The sequence below is a fragment of the Kitasatospora sp. NBC_01539 genome, from assembly GCF_045040525.1.
Classification (GTDB): Bacteria; Actinomycetota; Actinomycetes; order Streptomycetales; family Streptomycetaceae; genus Kitasatospora.
The window spans coordinates 7434529-7461488 of record NZ_CP109390.1; the positions used below are offsets into that span (position 1 = coordinate 7434529).

General features: G+C 74.6%; 21 protein-coding genes. 9 read left to right on the forward strand and 12 right to left on the reverse strand.

Annotation, left to right across the window (positions count from 1 at the left end; translation table 11 throughout):
- Window positions 1-577: 577 nt before the first annotated feature.
- Entirely contained in the window at window positions 578-1504 is a 927-nt protein-coding gene (locus OG335_RS32265) for a VOC family protein (protein WP_405014669.1), read from the reverse strand.
- 166 nt (window positions 1505-1670) lie between these two features.
- Between OG335_RS32265 and OG335_RS32270 the strand changes: the two genes are divergently transcribed.
- Window positions 1671-2441: a FadR/GntR family transcriptional regulator gene (locus OG335_RS32270; protein ID WP_405014670.1), complete on the forward strand. Its 771-nt coding sequence runs from the start codon at window positions 1671-1673 to the stop codon at window positions 2439-2441.
- A gap of 262 nt (window positions 2442-2703) precedes the next feature.
- On the opposite strand, the gene OG335_RS32275 is transcribed toward OG335_RS32270, so the two are convergent.
- Window positions 2704-3408, reverse strand: coding sequence for a GntR family transcriptional regulator (locus OG335_RS32275; protein ID WP_405014671.1), 705 nt, complete (start codon window positions 3406-3408; stop codon window positions 2704-2706).
- 118 nt (window positions 3409-3526) lie between these two features.
- Between OG335_RS32275 and OG335_RS32280 the strand changes: the two genes are divergently transcribed.
- The 3 genes from OG335_RS32280 (at window position 3527) to OG335_RS32290 (ending at window position 7652) form a co-directional block, all read left to right on the forward strand.
- Complete coding sequence (locus tag OG335_RS32280) at window positions 3527-4429, forward strand: IclR family transcriptional regulator C-terminal domain-containing protein (protein ID WP_405014672.1); 903 nt, start codon at window positions 3527-3529, stop codon at window positions 4427-4429.
- Between the two features lie 406 nt (window positions 4430-4835).
- Complete coding sequence (locus OG335_RS32285) at window positions 4836-6434, forward strand: FAD-dependent monooxygenase (RefSeq protein WP_405014673.1); 1599 nt, start codon at window positions 4836-4838, stop codon at window positions 6432-6434.
- Between the two features lie 108 nt (window positions 6435-6542).
- Window positions 6543-7652 carry an amidohydrolase family protein gene (locus tag OG335_RS32290; protein ID WP_405014674.1) on the forward strand — a complete coding sequence of 370 codons (1110 nt, stop codon included), beginning with the start codon at window positions 6543-6545 and terminating at the stop codon, window positions 7650-7652.
- Between the two features lie 65 nt (window positions 7653-7717).
- Here the strand turns inward: OG335_RS32290 and OG335_RS32295 are convergent, their stop codons facing one another.
- Window positions 7718-8500, reverse strand: a complete 783-nt coding sequence (locus tag OG335_RS32295) for an MBL fold metallo-hydrolase (protein ID WP_405014675.1) — start codon at window positions 8498-8500, stop codon at window positions 7718-7720.
- 101 nt (window positions 8501-8601) lie between these two features.
- Here OG335_RS32295 and OG335_RS32300 point away from each other — a divergent pair, with 101 nt between their 5' ends.
- Both OG335_RS32300 and OG335_RS32305 read left to right on the forward strand, forming a co-directional pair.
- Window positions 8602-9243: a TetR/AcrR family transcriptional regulator gene (locus tag OG335_RS32300; protein ID WP_405014676.1), complete on the forward strand. Its 642-nt coding sequence runs from the start codon at window positions 8602-8604 to the stop codon at window positions 9241-9243.
- 171 nt (window positions 9244-9414) lie between these two features.
- On the forward strand, window positions 9415-11172 hold the full coding sequence (locus OG335_RS32305) for a glycosyl hydrolase (protein ID WP_405014677.1): 1758 nt from the start codon (window positions 9415-9417) through the stop codon (window positions 11170-11172).
- Between the two features lie 153 nt (window positions 11173-11325).
- On the opposite strand, the gene OG335_RS32310 is transcribed toward OG335_RS32305, so the two are convergent.
- Both OG335_RS32310 and OG335_RS32315 read right to left on the reverse strand, forming a co-directional pair.
- Window positions 11326-11787, reverse strand: a complete 462-nt coding sequence (locus tag OG335_RS32310; protein ID WP_405014678.1) for an iron chaperone — start codon at window positions 11785-11787, stop codon at window positions 11326-11328.
- A 116-nt stretch (window positions 11788-11903) separates the two neighbouring features.
- On the reverse strand, window positions 11904-12347 hold the full coding sequence (locus OG335_RS32315; protein WP_405015602.1) for a carboxymuconolactone decarboxylase family protein: 444 nt from the start codon (window positions 12345-12347) through the stop codon (window positions 11904-11906).
- 186 nt (window positions 12348-12533) lie between these two features.
- Between OG335_RS32315 and OG335_RS32320 the strand changes: the two genes are divergently transcribed.
- On the forward strand, window positions 12534-14990 hold the full coding sequence (locus tag OG335_RS32320; RefSeq protein WP_405014679.1) for an ATP-binding protein: 2457 nt from the start codon (window positions 12534-12536) through the stop codon (window positions 14988-14990).
- A gap of 160 nt (window positions 14991-15150) precedes the next feature.
- On the opposite strand, the gene OG335_RS32325 is transcribed toward OG335_RS32320, so the two are convergent.
- Together OG335_RS32325 and OG335_RS32330 are read right to left on the reverse strand one after the other, a co-directional pair.
- Window positions 15151-15633 (reverse strand): acyl-CoA thioesterase, encoded by a 483-nt coding sequence (locus OG335_RS32325; RefSeq protein WP_405014680.1) that lies wholly within the window; start codon window positions 15631-15633, stop codon window positions 15151-15153.
- Window positions 15630-16904 carry a macrolide family glycosyltransferase gene (locus OG335_RS32330; RefSeq protein WP_405014681.1) on the reverse strand — a complete coding sequence of 425 codons (1275 nt, stop codon included), beginning with the start codon at window positions 16902-16904 and terminating at the stop codon, window positions 15630-15632. Before OG335_RS32330 ends, OG335_RS32325 begins: the two co-directional genes overlap by 4 nt.
- Before the next feature lie 393 nt (window positions 16905-17297).
- Between OG335_RS32330 and OG335_RS32335 the strand changes: the two genes are divergently transcribed.
- Window positions 17298-18596 (forward strand): wax ester/triacylglycerol synthase domain-containing protein, encoded by a 1299-nt coding sequence (locus tag OG335_RS32335; protein WP_405014682.1) that lies wholly within the window; start codon window positions 17298-17300, stop codon window positions 18594-18596.
- A gap of 28 nt (window positions 18597-18624) precedes the next feature.
- Here OG335_RS32335 and OG335_RS32340 read toward each other — a convergent pair whose 3' ends face one another.
- The 5 genes from OG335_RS32340 to OG335_RS32360 all read right to left on the reverse strand — a co-directional run bounded on the left by OG335_RS32340 (window position 18625) and on the right by OG335_RS32360 (window position 24938).
- Window positions 18625-19659, reverse strand: coding sequence for a LacI family DNA-binding transcriptional regulator (locus OG335_RS32340; RefSeq protein ID WP_405014683.1), 1035 nt, complete (start codon window positions 19657-19659; stop codon window positions 18625-18627).
- A gap of 104 nt (window positions 19660-19763) precedes the next feature.
- On the reverse strand, window positions 19764-21509 hold the full coding sequence (locus OG335_RS32345) for a glycoside hydrolase family 43 protein (RefSeq protein WP_405014684.1): 1746 nt from the start codon (window positions 21507-21509) through the stop codon (window positions 19764-19766).
- A gap of 59 nt (window positions 21510-21568) precedes the next feature.
- The gene (locus tag OG335_RS32350; RefSeq protein WP_405014685.1) at window positions 21569-22468 is read right to left on the reverse strand and encodes a carbohydrate ABC transporter permease; all 900 of its coding nucleotides are present in this window, start codon (window positions 22466-22468) and stop codon (window positions 21569-21571) included.
- A gap of 21 nt (window positions 22469-22489) precedes the next feature.
- Window positions 22490-23464, reverse strand: coding sequence for a carbohydrate ABC transporter permease (locus tag OG335_RS32355; RefSeq protein ID WP_405014686.1), 975 nt, complete (start codon window positions 23462-23464; stop codon window positions 22490-22492).
- A 181-nt stretch (window positions 23465-23645) separates the two neighbouring features.
- Window positions 23646-24938: an extracellular solute-binding protein gene (locus OG335_RS32360; RefSeq protein ID WP_405014687.1), complete on the reverse strand. Its 1293-nt coding sequence runs from the start codon at window positions 24936-24938 to the stop codon at window positions 23646-23648.
- Between the two features lie 302 nt (window positions 24939-25240).
- Between OG335_RS32360 and OG335_RS32365 the strand changes: the two genes are divergently transcribed.
- Window positions 25241-26881 carry an endo-1,3-beta-xylanase gene (locus OG335_RS32365; protein ID WP_405014688.1) on the forward strand — a complete coding sequence of 547 codons (1641 nt, stop codon included), beginning with the start codon at window positions 25241-25243 and terminating at the stop codon, window positions 26879-26881.
- Window positions 26882-26960: the final 79 nt, after the last annotated feature.

Below are 26960 nucleotides of genomic sequence, written 5' to 3' on the forward strand. Positions count from 1 at the left end.
TACAGCGTTGAATGTCCGCGTCAATAACGGCAACCAGGCGAATTCAAGGAGAAGTTGACGGCCCGTACGACCGGTGGCGCCGCCCTCGGGTGCCATCGGCCGGGCCGGGAGCGGCGGTCGCGTGGTCCCGGCAGGCGGGCCGGCCGGTGTCCCTCCTGCCCCGTCGCGGTGTCAGGTCGAGGGTGCTGACCTGCACCGACCTGTGCCGACGTGCGCGGATGCACTGCCGTCGGCCTCCGGCGCGTGGGGTGGCTGAGCGGTCACGGGATGTGAGAGCGCTTCCAGAGCGGTGCGCGCCGGACCGCCCCGGCCGTGAGGCAGGGCAACCTCGGAATGGACACAACGGCCGGGGCGGAGTCGTAGGGAGTCGTAGGGCGGGCGGCGGGCGGGTGCGGGCGTCCCGGGCCGGGGGCCGACCTCGTCCCCGTGCGGCCAGGGGGCGGTGCCGGCGTTCCAGGGCGATGACGTCGCGGCCGTCGCGGGCGGGCAGCCGCGACAGCAGCTGTCCGACCGGTCCGAAGCCGACGGCCGCGACGTCGTTCAGGGGGGTGGGGCGGGGGTCGCGGTGGTCGTCCGGTCACCCGCCCGTGCCGTGGGCACCGGTCATGAGCGCGGCGAGGTCGTCCGGGTGGAGGAAGGGCGGCGGTGGCGGCGGGCCCCAGGTGAAGAGGCTCTTGGCGCCTTCGAGGGTCTCGGGCGTCCACAGCTGGTCGTCGACGATGCAGTCCATGTCGGAGTAGTACTCGGAGAAGTTGCCGGCCGGGTCCTTGAGGTACCAGAAGAAGTTGGAGCCGGCGTGGTGGCGGCCCAGGCCCCAGACGTGCCGCTCGGGGTGGCCCTCCAGCATGGCGTGGGCGCCGCGGCCGACCTCGTCGATGTCGTCGACCTGCCAGGAGGTGTGGTGCAGGAACGTGACGGGGGCGGCGAGGACGAGGAGGTTGTGGTGGTCGGTGGAGCAGCGCAGGAACGCCCCGTGGTCCTTGATGTAGTCGCTGGCACGGAAGCCGAGGCCGTCGCGGAAGAACGCGGTGGTGACGGTGAGGTCGGTGGTGCCGACGACCACGTGGCCGAGCTTGCGGGGCCGCACCGGCCCGGTGCGCACGATGCCGGAGGCGCGGGCACCGGCCCGCTCGACGCGGCCCGGCCCGTTGTGCGCGGTGGGCTCGGGCGGTGTCTGCGTGAGGCGGGGTGTGACCTCCAGCACGGCGCGGACGCCGGTGGCCCTCTCGACGGCGGTGAGGGTGCCCCCGGAGGTGTGGCTGTCGACGTCGATCCGCCGCAGGCGGGCGGCGGCCGCGGCGAGGTCGTCGGGGTCGTCCACGCCGACGCGCACCTCGACGAGGCGGCGGGCGGGGCTGTGGACGATGCGGAGCTGGCGGCCGCCGTCGCGGCTGGCGAACCAGCCGTCCTCCTCGGGGGTGAGTCCGAAGTCGGTGTAGTAGGCGGCGGTTTCGGCGACGTCGGGCACCCCCATGGTGACGGAGGTCAGGCGGTGCAGTGCCATGGGATGCTCCTCGGGAGGGGCGCGGGCCGGCAGGCCGGGAGTGCGCACCGGCCTCACCAATTCACCATGATGATTACATCGATATTGCGTCGCCATGGACGGCGACGTCAAGGGGTGTTGGCCGGTAACCTTCATAATGAATTCATCGAACCCGAGGGGAGTGGTCGTGGCCGCCAACCAGGACGGCGTGTCGGGCACGCCGCGCAAGGCAATCGCGGGCCAGGCCCGTTCCGTGGCCGCCAGCCGCGCCGAACTCGCCGCCGACCGGATCGCCGAACTCGCCGCCGCCACCCCACCCGGCACCCGGCTCGGCACCAAGGAGGAGCTCCGCACGCTCTGCGGGGTCTCCGTCGGCACCTTCAACGAGACCCTGCGCCTGCTCCAGTCCCGCGGCCTCGTGACCGTCCGCCCCGGGCCGGGCGGCGGCCTCTTCGGCGCCGAGCCCTCCCCGATGGTGCGGCTCGGCAACTCGGTGCTCGCCCTCGACACCCAGGAGGCCGACGTCGCCAACGCGGTCCGCATCCGCGACGCCCTCGACCCGCTGCTCGTCGAGGACGCCCTCTGGCACGCCTCCCCGGCCGACATCGCGGACCTCCGCCGGCACATCGACGCGATGGCCCGGGCCGCCGGCGCCGGCGACCCGGTCGCCTTCGTGCAAGCCAACTGGCGCCTGCACGGCCGGATCGCCGCCATCAGCCCGAACGCGCTGCTCCGCTCGCTCTACAGCAACCTGCTCGACCTCATCGAGTCGCACACGCTCTCCGTGCTGCCCCACGGCGACCAGCCCCTCGCCGAGTACATCGCCGAACGCCACCGCCTCCACAGCGACCTGGTCGACGCCCTCGACCGGCGTGACCGCGAGGCCGCGCTGCGGCTGATCGCCGAACACAGCACCAGTGCGCCCGACCGGCACGCCGCCGGCGGCGCCCTGCTCTGAGGCCCCGCCGCGACCGCCCCCGATCCCGGCGTCCGGGGCCATCCAGTGGCACTGGATTCGAATCGGATTCCCGTGTTCGAAACAGCCGTGGATCGGGCGGAAGCCGGTGGCGCACACCTGGGGCACCTGCCGAGCCCGCCGCCCCCGGGCAGCCGTGATCCGGCGCGTCCGCCGCCCGCGGGCCGGCCGCCCGCGGCCTGGTCGCCCCGGCCCGGCCGCCCGCCGCCCGCGGCCCGGCCTCCGGCGGTCTGCCGTCGGCGGTTCAGCCGACGGCGGGAGCTTCGGCCGCCGGCTCGTCCTCGGCGCAGGTGATCAGCAACTGCGCCGTGTGCGCGATGTGGTCGCGGATCAGCTCCACCGCCCGTCCGGCCTCGCGGTCGACCACGGCCTCCAGCAGGTCGCGGTGCTCGGCCGCGAGGTCGCGGTGCCGCTCCCGCCCGTGCGGGGCCGACCACTGCCGGTACAGCTCCGCCTCCTCGCGCAGGCCGAGGGCGACGTCCAGCAGCCGCCGGTTGGTGCAGCCGACCAGCAGCGCCAGGTGGAACTCCGCGTGCGCGGCGGCCCAGTCGTCGCTCGGGTGGTCCGGGCTGTCGGGGCCCAGGTAGGGAGTGCGCCGCAGCACGTGGTGCGCCGCGACCGCCCGCGCCTCCCACCGGGTGTCGCCCTCCTCCATCGACAGCCGCAGCACCAGCGACTCCATCTCGACCCGCGCCTTCGTCAGCTCGCGGAGGTCGTCGTACGAGAGAGGCGTGACCGTGTAGCCCTGGTGGGCCTGCGTCCGGACCAGGCCCTCCGAGGCGAGCCGCACCAGGGCCTCCCGTGCGGCGCCGACACTGGTGCCGTACTCGCGGCACAGATCCGGGAACTTCAGGCGCTGCCCCGGCGTGAGGCGCCCGCCCAGGATGTCCTCCCGGAGCCGCCGGTAGGTGCCGTGGGTACGGGTGTCCTTGCTGCTGGGCTGCGACATGCCGACACCCTACGGTTCTGCGGTTCGGGGGGACAATATTTTCGAAAGTCCACCGGATCGACGGAAGGCGGCCCGCCGTGGCGGACCGGAGGCGCCCGGTCGCCCGTGGGGAGGAAGCATGACCACGAAGCCCTCGGCACCCGAACCCGACGGCGCCCCGCAGCCCCCCGAAGGGCCGGATCCGGCCGCCGCCCCGGAGTCCGCGGGCCCGCCGCTCCCCGCCGCCCCGGAGTCCGCGGGCCGGAGCCGGGGCAAGCGGCCGACGCAGGGCGACCCGGTCGTCGAACGCGCCTTCGCGCTGCTCGGCGCGTTCACCGCGCACCGCCGGTCGATCGGCCTCGGCGAGCTCAGCAGGCTCACCGGCATCCCGAAGAGCAGCGCCCTGCGGCTGGCCCGCACCCTGGTCGGGCTGGGCGTCCTCGAACGCACCGACGGCGGTGACTTCGTCGTCGGCCTGCGCCTGTGGGAGATCGCCTCCCTGGCCCCGCAGGTGCACGGGCTGCGCGCGGTGGCGATGCCGTACATGGAGGACCTCAACCTCGTGACGAGGCAGCACGTGCTGCTGGCCGTCCGGGACGGCGACGACGCCCTGCTGGTGGAGCGGCTCTCCGCGCACGGTGCCGGTCCCGTCCTCTACCGGGTCGGTGGACGCCTGCCCCTGCACGCCACCGGGGTGGGCGTGGTGCTGCTCGCCTTCGCCGACTTCGACGACCGGCAGGCGTACCTCTCCCGGCCGTGGTCCACCGAGCCGGAGGGCGTCCCGGTCTCCGCGGCCGAGCTGCGGCTGACCCTCGCCGCCGTCCGCCGGGACGGTTACGCCACCGTCGGCCGCACTCTGCCCCGGCCGCTGGTCTCGGTGGCGGCCCCGATCAGGGACGGCGGCGAGCAGGTGGTGGCGGCGCTCTCGATCGTGGTGCCGGCGGAGAGCGAGGACGTCCGCGGGCTCGTCCCGGCGGTCCGCGCCACGGCCCGCGCCATCTCCCGCGGCCTCGGCGCCCGGCGCCCGGCCCCGCCGCGCTGAGTGTCGCGTCGCGCTGAGCGTCGTGCGGCGCCGGGTGTCGTGCGGCGCTGGGCGTCGCGTTGCGCCGAGCGCCGTGCCGAGCGCCGTGCCGAGCGCCGTGCCGAGCGCCGTGCCGAGCGCCGTGCCGAGCGCCGTGCCGAGCCGCGGTTCTTCCCGCCGGGAACCGTGCCGACCAATGGCACGCACGGCGCGAGGGGGCACCGCTCCACGCCACGATGGGCGCACGGCCACCCCACGGGCGCGGGCTGCGCGGCCACCCCGCGACGGGACGCGCCACCGCGCCCGGCGCGTTCACCGCGCCCGCGCCATCGCGTGCCCGTGCCCCCGCCCGAACGCACCGCACCCGGGCGTTCCGCCGGTGCCCGGCGGGCCCTCACCCCACCCTGAGAGCGAACGGAACCGCCCAGTGAACGACCAGATCCCCGTGCTCATCGTCGGCGGCGGCCCTGTGGGCCTGGCCACGGCACTGGAACTCGCCGCGCACGGCGTGGCCTCGACCGTGATCGAGACCAGGCCCACGGTCTCCTGGACCCGCCCCCGGGCCAAGACCACCTCCGCCCGCACGATGGAGCACATGCGTCGCTGGGGCATCGCCCGGACCCTGCGCGAGCGCGCGCCGCTGCCGCAGGCATGGTCCGATGAGGTCGTGTTCTGCACGACCCTGCTGCACCGCGAGGTCACCCGCTTCGACCGCTGCTTCGCGCTGGACCTGCTGCACGACGAGCTCGTCGCCGAGGGCGGCCAGCAGGTGCCGCAGCCGCTCGTCGAGTCGGTGATGCGCGAGCGCGTCGCGGCGCTGCCGATGACCACCCTGGTCACCGGTGTCACCGCCACCGGCCTGCGGCAGGACGCCGACGGCGTGTCGGTGGACGTCCGGGACGAGGACGGCACCACCCGCACCCTGCGCGCGCTGTACGCCGTCGGCTGCGACGGGGCCCGCAGCGTCGTCCGGCACGCGCTCGACGTGCTGCTCGGCGGGGACGACGACAGCCGCCCCAACTACAACATCGTCTTCCGCGCGCCCGGCCTCGCCGCCCGGGTGCCGCACGGCGACGCCGTGCAGTACTGGGTGCTCGACCCGAAGCAGCCCGGTCTCGTCGGCCGGCTCGACCTCGACGACACCTGGTGGTGCATCGGGGTCGGGGTGGACGCCGCGGAGGGTGCCGCCGACCCGGTCGGCCTGGTCCGCAACCTGATCGGCGACGAGACGGACGGGATCGCGATCGAGGTGGTCGCCGCCGACCCGTGGCGCTCCCGGATGCGCCTCGCCGAGGCCTATCGGGTCGGCCGGGTGCTCCTCGCCGGCGACGCCGCCCACCTGAACCCGCCGTGGGGCGGGCACGGCTTCAACACCGGCATCGGCGACGCCGTCAACGTCGGCTGGAAGCTCGCCGCGGTGCTGCACGGCTGGGCCCCCGACGATCTGCTCGACAGCTACGAGGCCGAACGCCGCGCCGTCGCCGCCGCCACCATCGACGTGGCCACCCGCAACATGAGCACCCTCACCCCCGAACTCGCCGACCCGCGCCTGCTCGGCCCGGACGAGGAGTTCGCCGAGGTCCGGCCGCTCGTGGCGGCCGCGGTGCACCGCACCAAGGACGCCGAGTTCCACAGCCTCGGGCTCGTGCTCGGCACCTCCTACGCCGGCTCGCCGATCGTCGCCGACGGCACCCCGCGCGGGCACGACGACGCCGCGTACACGCCCAGCGCCGCGCCCGGCGAGCGCCTTCCGCACACCTGGCTGAGCCCGACCGAGTCGCTCTACGACCGCCTCGGCCCGGGCCACAGCCTGGTCGGCGACCTCGCGGCGCCCGGTGCCGGGCCGATCGCCGAGGAGGCCCGGCGGCGGGGAGTGCCGCTGGTGGAGGTGCCGTTCGACCGGGCCGAGGAGCTGTTCGGGGCACCACTCGTCCTCGTCCGGCCCGACCAGCACGTCGCCTGGCGCGGCACCGCCGCCCCGGACCCGCAGAGGCTCTGGCACCGCCTCACCGGCCACCGCGACTGATCCGGTGACCGCCGGACCCGCGGGCCCCGACAGCCCCGCCCCCCACCCATCCCGAGTGCTTCACCGCCACCCGAGACCCGCCCGCGACCGCCGCATCGGAGCCCGCAGATGACCCAGCACACCCGCACTGCCCGTACCCGCACCGTCCTCACCCGTGTCCGGGTCTTCGACGGGCGGCGGATCGGCGAGCCGGGCACGGTCGTGATCGACGGCGGTGTCATCGGCACCGACTCCGGCACCGACTCCGGCACCGACCGCGTGGTGCGGGTCGACGGCGGCGGGGCGGTGCTCCTGCCCGGTCTGATCGACGCCCACGTGCACCTGCACGGCCCGGAGACGCTGGAGCGGCTCGCGTCCCACGGCGTCACCACCGCGCTCGACATGGCCACCTGGCCGCCGGAGCTGGCGGCCTCGCTGCGCAACGTGCCGGGCGTGACCGACATCCGCAGTGCGGGCACCCCGGCGATCGGGCCCGGCGGCCCGCACGCGCGGATCCCGGGGCTCGCGGGGACCGCGGTCGTCACCGATCCGGAGCACGCGAAGCAGTTCGTCGCCGACCGGGTGGCCGAGGGCTCCGACTACCTGAAGGTCGTGCTGGAGGCCCCGGGCGACGGCGGCATCGACGGGCCGGTGCTGGCAGCCCTGGTCGCGGCGGCCCACGCGCACGGCCGGGCGGTCGTCGCGCACGCCTCCTCGCACGGCGCGTGGACGACGGCCCTGGACGCCGGTGTCGACCACATCACGCACATCCCGCTGGGCCGGCCGCTGGACCCCGCGGAGGTGGCCCGGGCGGCGGCCGGAGGCCGGGTGGCGATCCCCACCCTCACGATGATGGAGGGCATCGCGGTCGCCCGCGGCGTGGCGGACGCGCTGTCCGGTGCGAGCCGCAGCGTCGGCGCTCTCCACCGCGCGGGTGTGCCGGTGCTGGCGGGCACCGACGCGAACGTGCAGCCCGGCGTGCCGGCCAGGGTGGAGCACGGCGCGAGTCTCCACCGCGAGCTGGAGCTGCTGGTCGCCGCGGGCCTCTCGACCGCCGACGCGCTGCGGGCCGCCACCTCCCTGCCGGCCCGGCACTTCGGCCTGGCGGACCGCGGGGTGATCGCGCCGGGTCTGCGCGCCGACCTCGTGCTCGTGGACGGCGACCCGCTGGCCGACATCCGGGCCACCCGCGCGATCCGACGGGTCTGGTGCGGCGGAGTGGAACACGCCGTGGCCTGAGCCTCCGAGGGTGTCGGGACACCGGACGGACGCCGGCCCCGGTGCCGGCGTCCGTCCCGCCGGGGTCAGCGCAGCCCGGTGCGGCGGGCGAGCTCGGCGGCGTCGCCGGGCGCGCCCGCGAGGGGTTCGCCGTGGCCGGGCAGCAGCAGGGTCGCGGGCAGGGCCGCGATGCGGTCGAGCGAGGCGTGGGAGGCCGCGCCGTCGTGGGTGAAGGCGCGGCAGACGAGGGTGGGGCCGGTGTGTCCGGTCAGGCCGTCGTGCGTCACGAGGGCGTCGCCGGTGAAGAGCAGGCCGCGGTCGGCGAAGAGGTAGCCGGTGCTGCCGGGGGTGTGGCCGGGCAGGGGGACGGCCAGTGGGCTGCCGGGTACGCCGGTGGGCCGTGCGTCGTCGTCGAAGGTGCGCACCCCGGGGACGGGCTTCGCGGTGAAGGCGCCCTTGCGGGCCATGTGCAGGGGGGTGCCGAGGGCGGCGGGGCGGCGCAGCAGGTACGGCAGGAGGGAGCGTTCGGGCCGGGCGTGGCGCATGGCGCTGCGGGGTCCGTCGGCGAGGGTGGCGGCGTCGGCGCGGTGGATCCACACGGTGGCTCCGGCGCGGGTGAGCGGTCCGGCGAGGCCGGTGTGGTCGGGGTGGGCGTGGGTGAGGAGCACGGCGGAGATGTCGCGGGTGCTGCGTCCGGTGTCCGCCAGGTGGGTCTCCAGCTGCCGGAGGTGGCCGGGAAGCCCGGCGTCGACCAGCACGAGGCCGTCGGCGCACTCGACGAGGAAGAAGCCGACCACGTCGTCGCCGAGGCGGTGCACCCCGGGGGCGACCTCGCGGGCGGCGGGGGCGTGGCGGGTGGGCTGGGGCACGGGATCCTCCGGGCGTGGGGTGGCGTCCCGTCCGGGTGCGGGGCGGGGCGCACAGCATTCAATACAGTCGACTGTATCGAATTCTTGCGAGAATGCCTCCCGTGACCGCACCCAAGCCGGCCCCCCGCCGCCCGTACGACTCCAGCCGCCGCCTGGCCGCCGCCCGGCGCAGTCGCGCCGCGGTGCTCGACGCCGCCCGCGAGCTGGTGTTCCTCGACGGGTACGCCGCCACCACCGTGCGGGCCGTGGCGGAGCGGGCCGGGGTCTCGCCGGAGACCGTCTACAAGGGCTTCGGCGGCAAGCCGGGCCTGATGAAGGCGCTGTGGGACACCACCCTCGCCGGGGACGACGCGCCGCTCGCCATGGCCGAGCGGCCCGAGCTCCAGGAGGTCTTCCGCGCCGCCGACCCGGCTACGGCGCTGCGGCGCTACGCCGCGTTCGTGCGCGGCGTGCACGAACGGACCGCCCCGCTGTTCGCCGTCCTCGGTGCGGCGGGCCCGGAGGTGGCCGAGCTGCTGGCGGTGGCCGAGGAGGAGCGTCTGACCGGCGTCACCGCGTTCGTCGGCCGCCTCGCCGGGCGCGGGCAGTGCACGGCCGCCGACCTCGGCGCGGTGGCGGACGCCTGCTGGGTGCTGACCGGCCCGCAGGTGTACACCCGGCTCACCGCGGACCGGGGCTGGAGCGCCGACGCGTACGAGGGCTGGCTGGCCGGCGTGCTGGCCGCCACCCTGTCGGCGCCCTGACCGGTGGCCGGGACGCCTCGCGGGTGGCCGCCATCGGCCATGGGAGCGCTCCCAAAGTTCCGTCCGAACCGTTGACAGCGGGCCGCCGAGGCTCAAGGCTCCCCTGTGGCGCTGGGTGCACCGCCGACCGGTGCGGCCCCTCCCCAGCCGAGCCGTCCGAAAGGCCGACCCGTGCCCACAACCCGCCCCACCCGTCCCACGGCAGCGCTGGCCGCCGGCGTCCTGCTGCCCCTGCTGCTCGCCCTCGCCCCCGCCTCGGCGGCGGCGGCCGACACCCCGGCCCCCGCAGCCCCGGCCGTCTACGAGGCCGAGGACGGACAGCTCAACGGTGTCCAGGCGGCCGCCGCCGAGCCCGGCTACTCCGGCACCGGCTACGTCGAGGGCTTCGACACCGGCGACGACAACGTCACCGTCACCGTGCCGAACAGCCCCGGCGGCCTCTACGACCTGACGGTCCGCTACCGCGCGCCCTACGGTTTCAAGAAGACCGCCCTCCAGCTCAACGGCGCCGGCGCCGGCGAGGTCTCCCTCGACGAGACGACCTCGTGGTCCGACGCGTCCGCCGGCCGACTGCTGCTCAAGGCCGGCACCAACACCATCTCCCTGCAGAACGACTGGGGCTGGTACCAGATCGACGCCATCACCCTCGCCCCGGCGCCGCCCCCGCCGCCGCACCGGCTGACCGGCACGACCGTCGACCCGGCCGCCACCCCCGAGGCCCGCTCCCTGCTCCGCTACCTCGGCGACTCCTACGGCAAGCGGATCCTCAGCGGCCAGCAGGACACCGCCTCCGTGCAGTGGCTGGAGGACACCACCGGCCGCGCACCGGCCGTCGAGGGCCTCGACCTCATCGACTACACGCCCAGCCGGGTCGAACGCGGCACCACCTCCCGGGAGGTCGAGAACGCCCTCGCCTGGGACGCCCGCGGCGGCATCACCACCTTCGTCTGGCACTGGAACGCCCCCAGCCACCTCATCGACCAGCCCGGCAAGGAGTGGTGGCGCGGCTTCTACACCGACGCCACCACCTTCGACCTCGCCGCCGCGCTCGCCGACCCGTCCTCCGACGACTACCGGCTGCTGATCCGCGACATCGACGCGATCTCCGTACAGCTCACCCGCCTCCAGGACGCCGGCGTGCCCGTGCTCTGGCGGCCCCTGCACGAGGCCGAGGGCGGCTGGTTCTGGTGGGGCGCCAAGGGTCCCGGCCCGGCCAAGGAGCTCTACCGCCTCATGTACGACCGCATGGTGAACCACAACCACCTGCACAACCTGGTGTGGGTGTGGAACTCCGTCGACCCCGCCTGGTACCCCGGTGACGACGTCGTCGACATCGTCAGCACCGACTCCTACCCGCCGGCCGGCGACCACGGCGCCGTCAGCGGCACCTACGACAGGCTCGTCGCCCTCGGCCGGGACACCAAGCCGGTCGCCCTCGGCGAGGTCGGCACCATCCCCGACCCGGACCTCCTGCGCGCCTACCGCGCCGACTGGAGCTGGTTCGTCACCTGGAGCGGCGGCTTCCTCACCGACGGCGCCAGCAACTCCCAGGACTTCCTGAAGCGGGTCTACAACGACCCGTACGTCGTCACCCTCGACGAACTCGGCGACTTCAAGCACAGCGGCGGCTGCCAGGCCGAGATCACCACACTGGCGAGCTGGAACTCCGGCGCCCAGTACCGCGTGACCGTCCGCAACACCGGCAGCACGCCCACCACCGGCTGGAAGGTCGGCTGGAACCTCCCCGCCGGCGGCACCGTCACCCAGTCGTGGAGCGCCGACCTCACCACGGCCGGCACCGCCGTCCGCGCCGCCAACCTCGGCTGGAACGCCGTCCTGCAGCCCGGGCAGAGCACCGAGTTCTACCTGATCACCAGTGCCGCGCCGGCCTACACGGTGGCCACCGCCCCCAGCTGCGGCACCGGCTGACCGACCCCCGCCGCGACGGGCGACCCGCCCGCCGCACCCGCACGCACCCGGACCGCCGGGCCCACCCCCGAGGGGCGGGCCCGGCGGTCCGTCACACGGGCACCGGGCCGGCGCGGCCGCCCGTGCGGCCGCCGGTCCGGGCCGCGCCGGACGTCAGCCCGCCGCCCGCTTCACGAGCGCGCCGATCCGCGCCTCCCCGGCGGCGGTCAGCTCCGTCAGGGCGTAGGAGACCGGCCACATGGCGCCGTCGTCGAGCTTCGCCTGGTCGCTGAAGCCGAACGTCGCGTACCGCGAGCCGAACTTCTGCGCGCTCTGGAAGAAGCAGACGACCTTGCCGTCCCTGGCGTACGCGGGCATCCCGTACCAGAGCTTCGGGGCGAGCTCCGGCGCGCTCGTCGTGACCACGGCGTGCAGCCGCTCGGCCATGACACGGTCCGACTCCTGCATTCCGGCGATCTTCTCGAGCACGGCGGCCAGGTCGTCGGCCCTGGGGGTCCGCGATCCGCGGCGCGCCGCCTTCACCTCACGGGCCCGCTCCTTGATCGCGTCGCGCTCCTCGGGCGTGAAGCCGTCGGACGCCGTGCCGGTCGCGGAGGTGCCGGTGCTGCTGGTCATGGTGTTCCCCTTCAAGGGTGTCAGTGGTCAGTGGTCAGTGGTGCGTGGTGCGTGGTGCGGGGTCCGTGGTGGTGCGTCGTCGGGCCGGGGGCCGCCCGGGCGGGCCCCGGCCGCCGTCACCCCCACGCGCCGGCGGGCTGGCGGGTCGTCACGTTGAGCCGGTTGAAGAGGTTGGTGACGCCGACCGTCAGGACGATCGCCGCCAGCTGCTTCTCGTCGAAGTACGTGGCGGCCGCGTCCCACACCTCGTCGCCCACCGGGTCGGGACGGTCGGCCAGCCGTGTCGCGGCCTCGGCCAGCGCGAGCGCCGCCCGCTCCGCCGCCGTGAAGTACGGCGCGTCCCGCCAGGCGGCGACCGCGGCCAGCCGCTCCTCGCCCACCCCGGCACGCCGGGCCGCCTTGGCGCCGCCGTCGACACAGGCACTGCATCCGTTGATCTGGCTGACCCTCAGGTGCACCAGCTCCAGCGTCTGCGCGTCCACCCCGCCGGCGTGCGCGGCCCTGAGGATCTCCTGGACGGGCTGCATCGCGTCGGACAGTACGACGGCCGGGTTCCGCATACGGGACTGCACCTCGGTCAACTCCTCTTCCGGTTCGCCGCCCCGTGCTCCCCGGGGCATGACCCCATTCCAGCCCCGTCCGTAGCGCGGCACCACGGCGGTGGGACACCGTGGGACAGGCGCAACGGCCTTGAGCAGCGGCGACCGGGCCCGGTATGTTTCCGGCGGAACGGGACGGGGGGTCTCATGGATGTGGACCTGCGGACGGCGAAGGCCGACCCGCACGACGAACTGGCCGCGCGACTGCGCCTGCTGCAGGACCTCTCCGGCCTCGGCGTCCGCGCCCTCGCGCGGGACACCGGCCTCAGCTCGTCCTCGCTCTCGCGCTACCTCGGCGGCCGGACGCCGCCGCCCTGGCCCGCGGTGGTCGCCCTCTGCCGCTTCGTCAAACGCGACCCCCGCCCGCTGCGTCCCCTCTGGGAACGCGCCTCCAACCCTCTGCCGGCACCCCCGCGGAGCAGCCGCCAGGGCCGACCGCGGCCCCGCAACGACCTGCCGCGCGACGCACCCGACTTCACCGGCCGCGAGGCCCAGCTCGCCGCGGTGCTCGCCGCGGCGGCCACCCACCGGGTGGTCGCCGTCGACGGCATGGCCGGGGTCGGCAAGACCTGCCTCGCGGTGCACGCCGCGCACCGGCTCGCCGCCGACTACCCGGACGCCCAGCTCTACGTGGACCTGCACGGGTTCACCGAGGGCCGCGAGCCGGTCGATCCCGACTCCGCGCTGCGGATGCTGCTCGGCGCACTCGACGTCCCGTCCGAGCGGGTGCCGCAGGAAGGCGTCGAACAGCTCGCCGCCTGCTGGCGGTCCGAACTGGCCGGACGGCGGGCCGTCGTGATCCTCGACAACGCCGCCGACGCCGACCAGGTCCGCCCGCTGCTTCCCGGCGCCGGACCCTCCGTCGTCCTGATCACCAGCCGCAACCGGCTGATCGGCCTGGACGAGGTGCCCCCGGTCTCGCTGGACGTGCTGAGCCCCGAGGAGAGCGCCGCCCTGCTGGCCCGCGCCAGCGGCGACCCCGCAGGCCCCGACGGCCGGCTGGCCCGGGACCCGGAGTCCGCCGCCGAGGTGCTGCGGCTCTGCGGCCACCTGCCGCTGGCCCTGCGGCTGGCCGCCGCCCGGCTGCGCCACCGGCCCGGCTGGACGGTCGGCATCCTCGTCGAGCGGATGGCGCAGGGCGCGGACGAGTTCGACACCGCGTTCGCCATGTCCGTACGGCAGTTGGACCGGGCCCAGGCCCGGATGTTCCGCCTGCTGGGCCTGCTGCCCGGCACCTCGTTCGACGAGTACCTCGCCGCGGCACTGGCGGACGTACCGCTGCACAGCGCCCGGGCGATGCTGGAGGACCTGCTCGACGCCCACCTCGTCCAGCAGCCGACCGCAGGCCGTTACCGGCTGCACGACCTGGTGCACCAGCACGCGCGCCGGGCCGGCGCGGAACAGGACGCACCGGCCGAGCGGGAACGGGCCCTCGGCCGGATGCTCGACTACTACGTGCACACCGCGGCCGCTGCCGACGCCGCGATGCCGTACCTCTCACCGGCCCGCCCCGCCACCGCGGGCCGTCCCCCGGCCGAGGTGCCCCGGTTCGCGGACAGGAACGCGGCGTTCGCCTGGCTCGTCACGGAGTACGAGAGCCTGGTCGCCGCCTTCGAGACGGCCGCCGCCGTCGGCGCCGACACCCACGTGTGCGAGCTGCCGCGCTTCCTCCGCGCCTACTTCGTACGGCGCTGCGGCACGACCCACCTCAACGCGCTCTTCGAGCGGTCGCTGGCCGCCGCCGAGCGCCTGGGCGATCCCCTGCACCTGGCCGAGGCACACCTCGACCTGGGCTTCGCCCGCTACAACGCGGGCCGGCTGGCCGAGGCGGGCGCCGCGTACGAGGCGGCCGAACCGTGGGTCTCCCGGGCGGGGGACGTCCGGTCCGAAGCCGAACTGGCCATGCGGCGCGGCTATCTGAGCTGGGACGAGGGACACGTCGAGGAGCCGCTCCACCTCTTCGGACTGGCAGGCACGCTGTACGAGGCCGCCGGCTGCCCGGCGGGCGCGGCCCACGCCGCCGCGTCGGAGGCCTGGGCGATGCTCCAGCTGGGACACCGCGAGGAGGCCGCACAGCGCGCCCGCGAGGTGCTCGGCTTCCCGCACACCGACCCCGCGTGGCCGCCCACCCTGACCGCCAGGATCACCCTCGGCGTGGCCATCGCCCACGAGGCCCCCGACGAGGCGGTGGAGCACCTCTCCACGGCACTCGCGCTGGCCCGCGAGGACGGCCACCTGCACAACGAGGCCTGGTGCCTCAACTGCCTGGGCGTCGCGCTCCGCCGGATGGGCCGGTACGAGGAGGCACTCGCCTGCCACCGGGAGGCGTTCGCGCTGCTGGACGAGCTGTTCGAGGAGCACTGGAAGATCCGCTTCCTCGACGGCTACGCCGAGACCTGCCGACTGGCGGGCCTGCCCGACGAGGCGCTCGCACTGCACCGGCAGGCCCTGGAGCTCGCCCCGAAGCTGGGACACCGGCACGAGGAGGCACTCGCCCACGAGGGCATCGCGCGCCTGCTCGACACGACGGACCCCGCCGCGGCCGCCGAGCACCGCACGACCGGACAGTCCCTCCTGCGGGACCTCGGCCCCGGCACGCACTGAACGACACCCCCGGGCCGAGGCGGTGCCCCGGGACCGGCCGGGACGCAGGGCGGCCCGGCCCGTGGTCGGAGATCCTAGTCGAGCAGGCCCGTGCGACCGGTGGCCGGCCGCGCCCGGGGCAGGAGCGAGCCCGATGCCGTTCTCCGGGCCCCGGCGAGACTCACCCGGCCGTGTCGGGGTCGGTGTGGCGGGCCAGGAGGGCGAGTTCGTCCGCGTCGAGCCGCCGGGGGCACCGGCCGTCAGGGTCGTAGGCGACGAGGGTGCTCGTGCAGGTGCAGAACGTCCGGCCGTCGCGGGTGATCCGGCTGACGAGCCGGAAGGACGAACGTTTCACCAGACCGACGGTCGTCGCGATGACGGCCGGTTCGGGCGCCACGAGCAGCGGTGCGCTGTAGTCGAGTTCGTGCCGGGTGTAGACGACCCGCGGGTGGAGTCCGAGGCCGGCCTGCGTCTCGTGCCGGTACAGCAGGTCCATGTGGGCGTCCTGGACCATTTCGAGGAAGCGGGCGTTGTTCACGTGCTTCATCACGTCCAGGTCGCTCACCCGGACCGTGCGCCGGTAGAGGTGCGCCCGGGGCGCGGGGGCGTCGCCCGTCCGGTCGGCACCTGCGAGGCGGACACCGGGCACCAGGGCCTGGGTCATGCGGTCACTCCTTGGAGGGGGGTGGGCGCGGTCCGGCCGGCCGGTACGCGGTGGCCTGGCCGCAGGGTCTGCTCGATCAGGTCGGCCGCGGCCCGCGCCCCTCCCGCCCCGGCCATCTCCCGGCGCATGGCCGCGATGCCGTCGCGGACGGCCGGGTCGGACGTCACCCGCAGCACGGCCTCCCGCAGCGCCCGGGGGGTGGCGTTCTCGCGTGGCAGGTGGACGCCGAGCCGCAGGCGCTCGATCTGCGCGGCGTTCACGCGCTGCTCGGCCATCTGCGGCACCGCCACCATGGGGACGCCGTGGTGGAGGGCCTCCATCGTGCCCCCCATGCCGGCGTGGGTCACGAAGGCGTCGGCGTGGGCGAGCACGGCCAGCTGCGGCACCTCCGGATGCACCTCGACGTTGTCCGGCAGCGGCCCCAGCCCGTCCGGGTCGACCCGGGAGCCGACGCTCATGACGACGTGCCAGGGCAGGCCGGTGAAGGCCTCGATGCAGGACCGGTAGAACTCCGGCCGCCGGGTGAACTGCGATCCCAGCGAGATCAGGACGACCGGACGGCCGTCCTGCGGGGGCCGCCACGCGCCCTGGTGGGAGCGGTCGCCCAGCGGGGGACCGACGTAGGCGACACGCTGCGCCGCGACGGTGTCCGCCCTGCGCTGGAAGGCGCGCGGCAGGCAGGCCACGGCGTGCTCGGCCCGCTCGATGTCGTGGATCCTCGAACTGCTCACCCCGCGCTCGGCGAAGGCGGCCGCCAGCTCCGCGTACCCCGGCAGGTCGCCGAGGCGGGGCACGCCGAACATCTCCGGGACGAGCGTGTCGTAGAACATGTGGGTGGGCGACATCAGCACCGTCGGCACCTGCCACTGGGACCCCAGCAGCAGCCCCGCGAAACCGTAGACGTCGTACAGCACCAGGTCGGGCCGGTCCTCGGCGTACGCCCGCGTCAGGGCGGGCAGCGAGTCCAGCGACACCCGGACGGCCATCCCGAACCCCTCGGCCAGCTGCTCCGGCGGCTCCGTGTCGCCGACCGGCGCCGGGAACAGCACGGGCTCGGCACCGACCGCCTGCACCTGGGGCGCGAAGTCCGCGGTGATGGCGTAGCTGACCCGGTGCCCGCGCCGCACCAGCTCCTCGACGATCCCCAGGCTCGGGTTGACGTGCCCGTGCATCGGCAGGTTGACCACGGCGATGTGGGCGGCGCCCCGGACGGGCGGCCGGCCGCCCTCGGTGCCGTTCCCGGGGGGTCGCGACGGATCGGTGCCAGGCACGATGCGGAGGTCCTGTCCTGTACGGAGCCGGGAGCGCGAGCCCGACCGCGGTCGGTGGTTCGGCGTACGGCGGAGGATGACGGAGGGCACACCTCCGGGCGGGGTCGACGACCCCTCCGGCGATCCAACAGGTGCGCCGCCGTCCAACGCTCCCGAACCGCGGCAGAATCACTCCATCCGGGCCGTCCCGGGCCTGTGTGTTGACGGTCCGGGGGGCGTCGCGGCGCACCTTCGCCCGGCGCGCGCGGGGCGCGGTCCGTGACCTCCCCGCGCACCGGGGCGTTGAGCTACCGCACAGCGTGCGCACCCGCGGCCGGGGCGCCGGGTCCTCGTCCGCCCGGCACCCCGCCGCGGTGGCGCCGGCCATCGACAGCCGCCACCAGGAGCCTCCCCATGTCCGGACCGCATCTTCCCTTCTTCGAGGAGGGGATGGCCCGCTGGCCGTTCGGGCCGCCCCACGCCGGGGTCGCCCTCGACCTGGTCGGCACGCCGCCCGCCCCGGACGAGCTGCGGGCCCTGGTGAACGAGCGCTGGGGCGCCCTGCCGCGGCTCGGCCGGGTCCTGGTCGCCCCCACCGGCGCCCGCACCGGACCGGCCTGGTGGGCCGGCCGGCACCGCTGGGCGGTGTGCGAGGACCACGAGCCGGCGCGGCACGTCCGCAGCGAGGACGGCACCCTGGAGGACGGCGTGCGGGACTGGTTCGACGACCCCTTCCCGGCCGGCCGGCCCCCGTGGAACCTCCACCTCCTGCGCGGGACCTCCGACGGCGGGTTCTCGCTGCTCCTCCGGATGCACCACAGCCTGCTCGACGGACGCTCCGTCACCACCCTGCTGCGCGCCCTCCTCGACGGCTGCCGCCCGCCGGACGCCGCCGCCTCCCTCGCCGCCCCCGGCGACCGCAGGCGGACGGCCCGCGCCGCGGAGTGGGCGGGCGGCCCGCCCGGCATGCTGACCTCGGGGCGGCCGGTGCCGATGCCGGACCAGGGCGTGCGGGAGCCGGCGTTCACCGTCGTACGGCTGCCCTCCGACGCGCTGCGCGCCGCCCGCGAGGCCGTGCCGGACCGCCGGGCCACCACCAACGAGGTGTTCCTGGCCGTGGTCTCCGGCGTGCTGCGGTCGCGGCTGACGCTGCCCGGTCCGCGCCGGGCGGACGACGATCGGCCCGGATCGCCGAAGGTCTGGCTGTCGGTGCCCGTCGACGAGCGGCCCGCCGACCGCGGCGCCTACCTCGGCAACGCCTTCGCCAACATCCGGGTGCCCGCGCCGGTGGCGCTGCCCGACGCGTCGGCGCGGCTCGCCGCCGTGACCGGTCTGCTGACCACCGCGACCCGCGGCCGCGACCGGGTCGGGAAGCTGGTCGAGGGGGCGTTCACGGCCCTCCCCGGGGCCACCCAGACCCTGCTCCGCCGGAAGTTCTTCCTCCCGGCGTACGCACCGGCGGCCTGCTCCTACGTCCACCTGCGCGACCGGGGGGAGACGCTGGCCGGCCGGCCGGTACGGAGCGTCACCGCGATCCCGATGGTGCCTCCGGCCGGCACGGTGACCTTCGCGCTGGGCGGCTGCACCGGCGGTCACACGCTGAGCGTGGCCACCAACGCGGGCAGTGGGGACGCCGGAATCCTGGCCGGCGCGTTCGTCGGGGAACTGGAGCGGCTCGCCGACCGTACCCGCCACGCGGCCGGCACGGTGTGACGGCCCGCCGGGCGGCGGAGGCGGCCGGTCACCTGCCGGCAGGCGGCGGGGCGGTGCTCTCGCGCTCCACGAGGCGGGTCGCGAGTTCGACCCGGGGCAGATCGACCTCCTCGCCGTCGACGAGGCGCAGCAGCGTGCGGGCGGCCATCGCCGCCATGTCCTGGAGCGGCTGGCGGACGGTGGTCAGGGTGGGGTCGCTCCAGCGGGTGACGGGCACGTCGTCGAAGCCGACGATGCTGATGTCCTGCGGGATCCGCAGCCCGCGGTCGCGCAGGGCGGAGTACGCGCCGAAGGCCTGGAGGTCGCTGGCGGCGAACACGGCGGTCGGCGGCTCCTGGCCGGCCGCCGCGACCTGGTCGAGCAGGGCGGTCAGTTCGTGGCGGCCGGAGCGGTCGTTGAACTCGCCGAAGCGCAGCCAGCCCTCGGGCACGGCCAGGTCGGCGCGTTCCATGGCGGCGCGGTAGCCGTCGGCGCGGGCCCGGCTGCACAGCAGCTGACGCGGCCCGGCGAGGTGGGCGATCCGCCGGTGACCGAGGCCGATGAGGTGCTCCACGGCGGAGATCGCGCCGGCCCAGTTGGTGGCCCCTATGGTCGGCACGCCGGCGTCCGCGGTGCCGACCGGGTCGACCAGGACGAACGGCACCTTGAGGGCGGCGAGCCGGGCGCGCTGGCGCGGCGTCAGGTCGGAGACGACGAGGATGGCGCCGTCCGAGCGGCGGCCGGCGATCTGCTCCAGCCACTCCCCGGTGCCGGTGCTGCTGCCGTGCACCGCGGAGAGGACCATGCCGACGCCGGCCTCGGCGAGGGCCTCCTGCGCACCGCGGATGATCTCGATCGACCAGAGGCTGTCGAGTTCGTTCATCACGAGGTCGACGAGGCCGCCGCGGCGGCGGGGGCGCCGCCGCTGGTAGTGGGTGCGGTCCATGATCTGCTGGACGCGCTGCCGGGTGGCGGCGGAGACGTCGCTGCGCCCGTTGAGCACCTTTGAGACGGTGGCGTTGGAGACACCGGCCTCGGCGGCGATCTCGCCGATCGTCACCTTGTGTCGTGTCTGGCCCGCCATCTGCCGTCCGTTCCTCGTGGTCCGCGGCCCGGGGGCGGGCGGGCCGTCGGCCCTGCCCCGGGTCACAGCAGGATAGTGCGCCCGGCCGGCCGGGGTGTCGGGGCTCACGGCCGTGGCCCCGTGCCGGGCCGCTGCGCGGCGGACGGGCCGGTGGGGCGGAGGACGGGGTCGGTGAACCCGGCGGGGAACCGGGCGCCGGTGAGGTCCTGGGCGCAGACGCCGGTGAACGCGCCGGTGAAGCCCCAGCTGGTGTAGTGGCCGGTGGTGTCGTCGCCGACGGTGGCGTAGTCGTCGGAGAGGCGGGCCGCGTCGAGCTCCGGTCCGGCCTCCTGCCATGCGGGTGTGCCGTCGGCGGGGGTCCAGGCGAAGTGGGCGGCGGCGCCGCGGACGGCCAGGCGCAGCCGGACCGGTCCGGGGCCGACCGGCACGGGGGCCGCCGGTTCCTCGTAGCGTCCGTGGTCGCACACGCCGAGCCGCAGGACGCGGCCGAGGGCGTCGTCCCAGCTGAGGTGGAGGTAGTGCCACAGCTCGGTGTTGTAGAAGTGCACCAGGCCGGCGGCCTGGCGGGCGGAGACGGGTGCGGCGTCGACCGTGGCCTCGAAGGTGAAGTCGGTGTGGGTGCAGCGGCGGGCCAGCAAGCTCTGCCGGTGCCGGGAGGAGGGCGACTCGTCGCCGCGCAGCAGCAGCCGGCCCTCGTGCACGGTGAGCCAGGACGGGTCGGGGTGGCGGCGCAGGGTCATCCACTCGGGGCCGGGGCGGTCGGTGCCGAAGCCGGTGTGCCCGGCGGCGGCCGCCACCGCGGTGGCGACGGCGTCGACGGCGGTGTCGGGCCGGGCGGCGGAGGGCGCGGGCACGTCGACGGCGGGGGCGTTGCCGCCGCCGTGGAGCCGCGGCCAGCCGTCCGCCGTCCACACGATGCGCTGGAGGGCGGTCTCCCGGCCGAGGACGCAGGCGCCGAGCGGGGTGAGAGGGCGGGCGGCGAGGTGGGCGAGGTACCACTCGCCGTCCGGGGTCTCGACGAGGCTGCCGTGGCCGGCCTTCTGGAGGGCGAGGTCGGGCCGGCCGGCGGAGGTGAGCAGCGGCCCGGCGGGGTCGGGCGCGTACGGGCCGGTGAGGGTGCGGGAGCGGGCGACGGTGACGGCGTGGCCCCAGGAGGTGCCGCCCTCGGCGGTGAGCAGGTAGTACCAGCCGTCGTGGCGGTAGAGGTGGGGGCCTTCGGTGCAGCCGAGTTCGGTGCCGCCGAAGACGTGGTGCACCGGACCGGTGACGCGCCGCGCCGCCCGGTCGTACTCCTGGAGGAGGATGCCGGAGAACGGGTTGGTGCCGGGCCGGTGGTCCCACTCCAGCCAGAGCAGCCAGCTGCGGCCGTCGCCGTCGGGGCCGTCGTCGTGGAAGAGCGACGGGTCGAAGCCGTGCCCGGGCAGCGCCACCGGGTCGGACCACGGGCCCTGCGGGCCGGGTGCGGTGACCACCTGGTTGTGGACGTCCTTGTAGGCGCCGGTCAGGCTCTTGACGTCCGAGTAGACGAGGTGGAACTGCCCGTCGGTGTAGGAGAGGCAGGGCGCCCAGACGCCGCCGGAGTCGGGGGCGCCGGTGAGGTCGAGGAGCCGGGCCTCGTCGAGGGCGCCGCCGAGCGGGCGCCAGGTGACGAGGTCGGTGGAGTGGTGCAGGGCGACGCCGGGCAGCCACTCGAAGGTGGAGGTGGCGATGTAGTAGTCGCCGCCGACGCGCAGGATCGACGGGTCGGGGTGGAAGCCGGGCAGGACGGGGTTGCGGATCGTCGTCGACGGGCCGGCCGGGTGCGCCGCGTCGGTGGCGCCGGCGGTTGCGGTCGGTGCGGCGGCGGTCATGGGACTCCTCGGGTCGGGGGGAGGTGCCGGGGGCGTGGGCGGTGGCGCGGACGGGGTGGTCAGCCCTTGACGGCGCCGGCCATCACACCGGCGACGATCCTGCGCGCGAGCACGGCGAACAGCAGCAGCACGGGGACGACGGAGACGACGACACCGGCGAGCATCAGCGTGTAGTCGGTGTAGTAGCCGGCGGCGAGCTGGTTGAGCGCGATCTGCACGGTGCCGTTCTCCGGCGGCAGGGTGATCAGCGGCCAGAAGTAGTCGTTCCAGGCGAACATGAAGGTGAACATGCCGAGCACGGAGGCCGTCGAGCGGACGCCCGGCCAGGCGACGTGCCGGAAGGTGCGCAGCGCCCCGGCGCCGTCCATGCGGGCGGCCTCGATGAGTTCGTCCGGGATGTTCTCGGTCATGGCCTGCCGCATCCAGAACACGCCGACGGCGGAGACCAGGGCGGGCACGATCAGGGCCGAGAGCCTGCCGTACATGCCCATGTCGGTGACGAGCAGGTACAGCGGGATGATGCCGAGCTGGGTCGGCACCATCACGGTGCCGATGACGGCGACGAGCAGCACGTTGCGTCCGGGGAACCGGAGTTTGGCGAACGCGAAGCCGGCCAGCGACGACAGCAGCACGTTGCTGACGGCCGTGCAGGCCGCGACCGTCACGGAGTTGCCGAGGGCCTTCCAGAAGTCGACGGTGTCGAAGACGCGTTGCACGTTCTCCAGCAGGTGGCCGCCGGGCACGAGCGACGGGGTCGCCCCGGAGAGCACCGAGTTGTCGCCGTGCGAGGCGACGACGAACGTCCAGTACAGCGGGAAGAGCGAGGCGAGCACGACGGCCGCGAGCAGCAGGTAGGCGAGCGGGCCCGCGCTGTCGTGGTGGCGCGGTCCGGTGCCGCGGGCGGCGCGGCGCCGGGGTGCGGCGTGCGCGGCGGGTACGGGGGTGGTGGCGGTGGCCATGGTGGTCTCCCGGGCGGTGGGTCAGCGGCCGGAGCGGCGGACGATGAGGGCGTTGGCCCCGGCGATGACGGCGATGAGCAGGAACAGCACCCAGGAGACGGCGGAGGCGTAGCCGGCGTCGTTGTCGATGAAGCCGTACTTGTAGAGCATCAGCGTCAGCGTCTGGAACTGGTGTTCGGTGCCGCCCTCGGCGTTGCCCTGCTGGTCGAAGAGCATCGGCTCGGCGAAGAGCTGCAGACCGCCGATGGTGGAGATGACCACGGTGAACAGCACGGTCGGTCGGATCGCCGGCAGGGTGATCCGGCGGAACGTCAGGAGGCGTCCCGCGCCGTCGACCATCGCCGACTCGTACAGCTCGCGCGGCACGGCCTGCATCGCGGCCAGGTAGATGAGGGCGTTGTAGCCCGTCCAGCGCCACATCACCATGAAGCTGATCGCCAGGTGCGAACTCCACGTGTCGGCTGTCCAGTCGACCGGGTCGGTGATCAGACCGGCCTGCTCCAGCGCCCAGTTGACGACGCCGAAGTCGCGGCCGAAGAGCTGGGAGAAGACCAGCGCCACGGCGACGACCGACACGTACTGCGGCACGAGCACCAGGGCCCGCCACGTGGTGCGGGCGCGCAGCCGGCGGTCGAGCAGCCAGGCGACGCCGAGCGCGACGAGCAGTTGGGGCGCGGTGGAGAGGACGAAGATGCTGAACGTGTTGAAGGTGGCGGTGTAGAAGTCGGGGTCGGCGAAGAGCTCGCGGAAGTTCTCCAGGCCGGCGAAGCCCGCGTCGCCGGTGAGCCGGTCCCAGTGGTGCAGCGAGACCCACAAGGTGTACGCGAGCGGGTAGAGCCCGAAGATCCCGAAGACCAGGAAGAACGGGGCGACGAAGCTGTAGGCGGGCAGGTGACGCAGCGGGCCGGCGCGGCGTGCCGCGGGGACGGGGACGGCCCCGGCAGGGCCTGCCGCGTCGGGGCCTGCCGCGGCGCCGAGGCTGGTGGTGGCCGCCATGGCGTACTCCTCTGGGTGGGTCGGGGGGACGAGCGGGGCGGACGGGCCGGGGGCCCGGAGCAGCGCCCGGAAGCGGGGTCGGGCGCTGCTCCGTGACCGGGGGCACCGGCCGGGTGCGACGGCGTCGTCGCGGCCGGTGGGGTGGCGCCGCGCCCGGGGGAGGGGCACCGGCGCCACCGGGTCAGTGCGAGAGGCTCTTCCCGGCCTCGGCGAGGGCCTTCTCCCAGGCCTCCGTGGTGGACGACTTCTTCTGCTCGACCAGGCCGAGGGCATTGCCGAACGGCACGCGCACCTGCTGGTCCTTGGTGCCGCGGAAGCTCGGCTTGAGGTCGCTCGCGGACGCGGCGAAGATCTGCCCGGTCGGTGCGTCGCTGAAGTACGGCTGCCTGGTGCCCTGGACGGCCGGGTCCTTGAGGACGTCGGTGAGCGAGGGCAGCGAGCCGGCCGGGCCCTGGAAGATCGCTTTCTCGGCCTCGGGGGAGGTCAGGAACGCGGCGAGCTCGGCGGCCTCCTCGACGTGCTTGCCCTGCTCGGGGACGGTGAGGAACGAGCCGCCCCAGTTGCCGCCGCCGCCGGGCACCGAGGCGATGTCCCACTTCCCGGCGGCCTCCGGGCCGGCTGCGGACTGGATGAGGCCGGTCATCCACGCCGGGCAGGTCATCGTCGCCATCCGGCCCTGCTTGATGCCCGCGTTCCACTGCTGGCTGAACGGCTGGAGCGAGGCCGACAGGCCCTTCTCGACGGCGCCGCCGGTGGCGTCGAAGAACTGCTTCACCTTCGGGTTGGTGTCGCCGATGTAGGTGTCGGAGCCGTCGAAGAAGCCGAACTCGGTCTGGTTCATCATCGCGGTGAAGACGTTGCCCGCGGAGTCGAACCACGCGTGGTCGGCGACCTTGGAGTGGAAGGTCTCACCGGTCCTGAAGTACGCGTCCCAGGTGGGCCAGAGCTTGGCGACCTCGTCGCGGTCGGTGGGCAGGCCGGCCTGCTGGAAGAGGTCCTTGCGGTAGCAGATCGCCAGGCCGCCGACGTCGGTGCCGTAGCCCATGACGAAGTCGTCGCCCGTGGTGGCCTGCGCCCACTTGTAGGGCAGGTAGGCGTCCTTGCGGTCCTTCGCGCCGTACTCGGCGAGGTTGGCGAACTTCTCCTTCACCTCGCGGAACTTGGGCATGTAGCCCTCCTCGATCGCGACGACGTCGGCCGCGCCGCTGCCCGAGGACAGCTGGGTGGAGAGGCTGTTGTGGTGCTGGTCGAGCTGGGAGACCCGCTCCTTGACCGTGATGTTCGGGTGGGACTTCTCGAACTCCGCGATCAGCGGCTTGTAGCCGAAGTCGCTGAAGATCGCGACGGTCAGCGTGATCTTCCCGCCGGCGGAGTCGCCGGACCCGCTCCCCGAGGAGCACGAGGTGGCGAGCAGGGCGGTCGCTGCGGTGAGGGCGGCGATCGAGAGGGATCTGCGGGCACGGGGGGAACCCATGGCGAGCCTCCGGAAGGGCGGGAGAAGGGTGGGGGTGGCGCCGGATCCGGCCGGTCCGACCGGCTGTGGCGACGTGCACAACCTGCCGTTCAGCGAAACTTTATGTCAACTGTTTCGATGCAAGTTTCGGAGCAACTGGCAGGTCACTACCGGGTCAAGGCCGTGCCGGGGTCGGATTCCTGTTTCGGAGCGACGTGCTTCGAGCTGCGAAAACGGACGAATGTTTACGACACTGTTGACGCGAGGATTCGAAGGTCAGCACCATTCGAGGCCCACCCACCGGAACGCCAAGGAGCACCTCCATGCGCCCCCTCCGCAGAGCAGGGCTGGCCGCCGCCGCGGCCTTCGCCGCCGCGGCAGCCGTCCTCGCCGCGCCGGCCCTGCAGCAGCCCGCCCAGGCCGCTGTCAGCGCCCGCAACCTGCCCGCCGACGGCAAGATCCTCTCGATCATGGGCCAGGACAGCGACACCCTCGCCCAGTACAAGACCGACGTCGTCGACAAGGCGTCGCTCAACGCGCCCAAGCCCGGCGGCGTCACGCTCTACACCAACCTCGTCCTCGGCGGCACCCCCGAGCCGCTCGCCGGCATCGTCGGCCCCGCCGACTGGGGCGCCGGCCGCGTCGACTTCAACTCCACCCTCGCCGCCTACCCCGGCTCCGCGCTCGCCGTCGGCCTGTACCTCTCCGACGCCACCAGCGGCTGCAACAACCAGCCGCTGCGCGCCGTCATCGGCCGCAACGACGCCGACGTGACCGCGGGCAGCCCCAGCCTGATCAGCCAGTACCGCGCCAAGGCCGACCAGATGGTCACCGCGCTCAAGGGCTACAACCGCCCCGTCTACCTGCGCATCGGCTACGAGTTCGACGGCCCGTGGAACTGCTACAGCGCGGACTTCTACAAGCAGGCGTTCGTCTACATCAAGGGCCGCATCGACGCCCTGGGCGCAAACAACGTCGCCACCGTCTGGCAGAGCGCCGTCTGGCCGCTCAACGCCAACCCGGACCACCCCGAGTGGGGTTACGTCATCACCGACCCCGACCACTACAACACCTGGTACCCGGGTGACCAGTACGTCGACTGGGTCGCGCTCTCCTCGTTCTACAACTCCGGCTCCCTCGCGACCCAGTGGGGCTGCAGCAGCTACGACACCGCCCCCGTCGCCCTGCAGAACCGCGTCCTCGACTTCGCCCGCTCCCACGGCAAGCCCGTGATGATCGCCGAATCGGCCCCCCAGGGCTACCAGACCGGCGCCCACACCAAGAGCTGCATCTTCAAGAAGAACAAGACCGCCGCCACCGGCCAGGCCGTCTGGAACGAGTGGTACGCCCCCTACTTCGCCTGGATCAACCAGAACCGCGACGTCATCCGCGCCGCCGCCTACATCAACACCAACTGGGACGGCCAGACCCTGTGGCAGTGCGCCGACGGCGCCTCCGCCGGCGGCACCGGCTGCTCCAACGGCTACTGGGGCGACTCCCGCGTCCAGGCCGACCCGACCGTGCTCGCGAACTTCCTCAACGAGCTCCGCGGCGGCCAGTGGGTGAACGGCAGCGGCTCCACCCCGCCCCCGCCGTCCGGCTCCCCGACCCCGTCGAACTCGCCGTCGCCGTCCAACCCGCCCTCCCCGTCGGGCTCGCCGTCGCCCACCGCCTCGCCGAGCCCCAGCGGCAGCCAGGCGCCGTACACCCAGGGCGTGGCCACCGGCTCCGCCCCGGCGATCTGGTTCAAGCCGGCGGGCTTCACCGCCTCCTTCGTCACCGTGCACTACACCGTCAACGGCGGCGCCCAGGGCAACTACTTCCTCACCTGGAACTCCGGCGCGGGCCGCTGGGAGCAACCCGTCACGCTGAAGTCCGGCGACAAGGTCACCTACTGGTTCGACTACCAGCGCTCCGACCAGACGTTCCAGGTGTCGACCCCCACCTACACCGTCACCGTCTGACACCACCGCAGAACCTGCGGCCCGGCACGCGCCGGCGGGCCGGGCCGCAGCCCACCCCCACCCCCACCCCCACCCCCCG